The 3,278-nt window shown below is 49.8% G+C and carries 2 protein-coding genes; both read left to right on the top strand.

What is annotated here, in order from left to right:
* The first annotated feature begins 9 nt into the window (after positions 1-9).
* Complete coding sequence (locus BLU57_RS06500) at positions 10-1,680, top strand: cyclic peptide export ABC transporter (protein ID WP_090318064.1); 1,671 nt, start codon at positions 10-12, stop codon at positions 1,678-1,680.
* Between the two features lie 4 nt (positions 1,681-1,684).
* On the top strand, positions 1,685-2,953 hold the full coding sequence (locus BLU57_RS06505) for a PepSY-associated TM helix domain-containing protein (protein ID WP_090318067.1): 1,269 nt from the start codon (positions 1,685-1,687) through the stop codon (positions 2,951-2,953).
* Positions 2,954-3,278: the final 325 nt, after the last annotated feature.

Raw genomic sequence — 3,278 nt, forward strand, 5'->3', positions numbered from 1 at the left:
AGGTGGAGCATGCTGAAATTTCTTGTTAAACAATCAAAATCCTTATTGCTTGGCGCATCGCTTGCCAGCATCCTGCACGGCATCGGCAGTGTAATGTTATTGGCGCAGATCAATTCCGCGTTGACCTCGGAAAATACGGAGCGTGAGCAGATGGCATGGTTATTTGCCGTTACCGCACTCGGTGTGATGTTCACTTATGTCATCGCAGCCATTCTTTTCGAACGGCTCGGTCAGCAGGCGCATGCCGAGTTGCGTAGCTTTATAGCAAAGTGCGTTATAAGCGCCGACTTCCGGCAACTGGAAGTTTTGGGTGCAGCCCGAGTGCAATCCGCCTTATCCGACCACTGTAGCCGGGTTGCCGAATTTTTCGTCAGCTTTCCGGTCATTCTGACCAATGCCGTAGTCGTAATCGGTTGTCTGGCTTATATGGCTTTCCTATCCTGGCAAGTGTTTTTGCTGGCGGTTCTCATTATCGGCTTGGGTTGCATCGGCTATCATCTTGCCCATTTACGCGCAATCCGGCATCTCGATGCAGCCGCCCAGGAACAGGACCAATTATTCGGGCACTTCCGTTCCTTGACGGATGGCGCCAAAGAATTGCGTCTTAATCATGACAAACGGATAATTTTTATTGACGATGTATTGCGGCGCTCCATTGAGAAAGTACGCAAGGAGCGCACCTTCGGCATGTCGGTCTTTGTCGCATCCGCAGGATGGGGAAACTTTCTGATCTATGCCTTCATCGGCCTGGTGCTGTTCGTTCTGGTAGGTGATGTGCCTGACCGCACCCTGATCATGACCGGCTACGCGCTGATTTTCGTTTACATGGTGGGACCGTTGGAAGCATTGCTACTGAATATTCCCCGCGCCAACCTGGCGCAAGTTTCCGCAGACAGGATCGAGGAAATAACGCAAGCCATGGCTTCCACAGAACAACCGGTCACCAACACGGCGATACCGCCGTTACAGTCGATCGTACTTAAAGGTGTACTGCATCGCTACTATCACGAGCAAAAAGATGAAATGTTCACACTCGGTCCGGTCGACTTATCGTTCCATCCCGGTGAAATCACTTTTCTAGTGGGCGGCAACGGCAGCGGCAAAACCACGCTGGCAAAGCTGCTCGTCGGCTTGTATCCGCCGGAAACCGGTACCATTACGCTGAATCAGATCCCGATCACCGACCTCAATCGCGATTATTACCGTCAATTCTTTACGACCGTCTTTTCTGATTTTCATCTCTTCGACCGGATTTTGGAAACCGGTCACAACACCGATTTGGATCAAAAAGGAAATCAGCTGCTGGCGAAACTGCATTTGCAGCACAAGGTGAAGGTACGCAATGGCTCCTTCACTACCTTGTCGTTATCGCAGGGGCAACGCAAACGGCTTGCACTGGTAGTGGCTTATCTCGAGAGCCGTCCGTTTCTGGTGTTTGACGAATGGGCCGCCGATCAGGATCCGTTATTCAAGGATATTTTTTACCATGAATTGCTGCCGGAATTGCGCACAATGGGCAAAACCGTGCTGGTGATTTCGCACGATGATCGTTACTTTCATTTGGCCGACCGCTTGCTGCGCATGGAAAATGGCCACTTGACAGTCGATCAAAATCACAACCATTCCGATCAATCCAAACCAGTTGCAGCCCCACTGTTTGCTCTCAATAGCATCACCTGACATCATGAAAAAGCCTCTCGTCACAGAATTTCCTGATCAACCTCAGCAATCCGAAAAAAACATTACAAAAATACGAGCAACACGTCACATCCTGACTGTACTCCATCGCTGGGCAGGTCTCTCGCTGGCAGTTTTTCTGTTTATTGCCGGATTTACCGGCGCCATCATTTCATGGGATCACGAGCTGGATGAGTGGCTGAATCCGCAACTGTTTGAAAGGCAGAGCCAAGGAGAAACGTTGCCTCCGCTCATGCTCGCCGATCATCTGGAAAAAACCGATCCTCGCATCCTGATCACCTGGCTGCCGCTTTCCATCGAACCCGATCAGAACCTCGGATTAGCGGTCATTGGCCGGCCGGATCCGCAAACTGGAAAAGCGATCGATACCGGAATAAATCAAATCGCGCTTGATCCGGTCACTGCAGAAATCCGGGGATCGCGCATGTGGGGAGAAATTGCGCTGACACGGGAAAATTTCGTGCCGTTTCTGTATAAGCTGCATTACAGCATGCACCTGCCGGATTTTTTCGATATCGAATTCGGCATTCTAGTCATGGGCATACTAGCCATTGTTTGGGCTATCGATTGTTTCGTCGCCTTGCTATTGTCTTTTCCCAATTGGCAAACCTGGCGCAAATCGTTTACTTTCCGCTGGCATCAGGGCGGATACAAATTGAATTTCGACTTACATCGCTCCGGTGGTGTCTGGTTATGGGGTTTGTTGTTGATTCTGGCTGTAACGGCTGTATCGATGAATCTGAATCAGGAAGTAATGCGGCCCATTGTTTCAATATTTTCCACGCTAAGTCCCGATCCTTTTGCCATGCGATCGCCCAATGCGCATGACGAACCGATCGAACCCGGTATCAACCGGCATGAAATCGTTAGGCTGGCACAAGCTGAGGCACATCGGCTAGGCTGGAAAATGCCGCTGGGCGGGATGTTTTACGACCCGGAATATAGTATTTACGGTGTAACGTTCCATGAGCCCGGCAAAGATCATGCGGACCGCGGACTCGGCAATCCCTGGTTATACTTCGATGGTCAGGACGGCCGCTTTCTTGGCGATAAGATTCCCGGCAGCGGCAGCGCCGGGGATATTTTTCTGGATGCGCAGTTTCCTTTGCATTCCGGCAGAATCCTGGGATTACCGGGGCGCATCATGGTTTCAATGCTGGGATTACTGATTGCAATCCTGTCGATTACCGGCGTGATCATCTGGTACCGCAAACGCAATGCTCGGGCGTTAGTCAATTATCTCGATCGAGGCTAAGGAAGCACTCATTAATTGACTGCACGAGCGAATTGCTTCGTTGCGCTGTACTTACTCCCTCGCCTATCAGATTGATATAATTATCCTGGTTGTTGCATGCCGTGCGCCTCACCCTTCATCACGTTCGTTGAGTTAATCAGCGCTTCTCTAATATACTAACCGATTATCTTCAAAATCTGCTGATACATAAGGATTTGTAAACAGCCTGATTCCTTTGCTACTCATGATACGAATCGTAGTTTAATTCTCCCCTATTCTGTATCACAATCATAAAACTGCCGGATACTGAAATCGTTCTCTATCATCCCATTAACATCGACCAAAT

It is taken from the genome of Nitrosomonas oligotropha (genome assembly GCF_900106555.1).
GTDB lineage: Bacteria > Pseudomonadota > Gammaproteobacteria > Burkholderiales > Nitrosomonadaceae > Nitrosomonas > Nitrosomonas oligotropha_A.

Coding starts and splice junctions, on each gene's coding strand:
- BLU57_RS06500 (WP_090318064.1), top strand. CDS start 10: ATGCTGAAATTTCTTGTTAAACAATCAAAATCCTTATTGCTTGGCGCA.
- BLU57_RS06505 (WP_090318067.1), top strand. CDS start 1,685: ATGAAAAAGCCTCTCGTCACAGAATTTCCTGATCAACCTCAGCAATCC.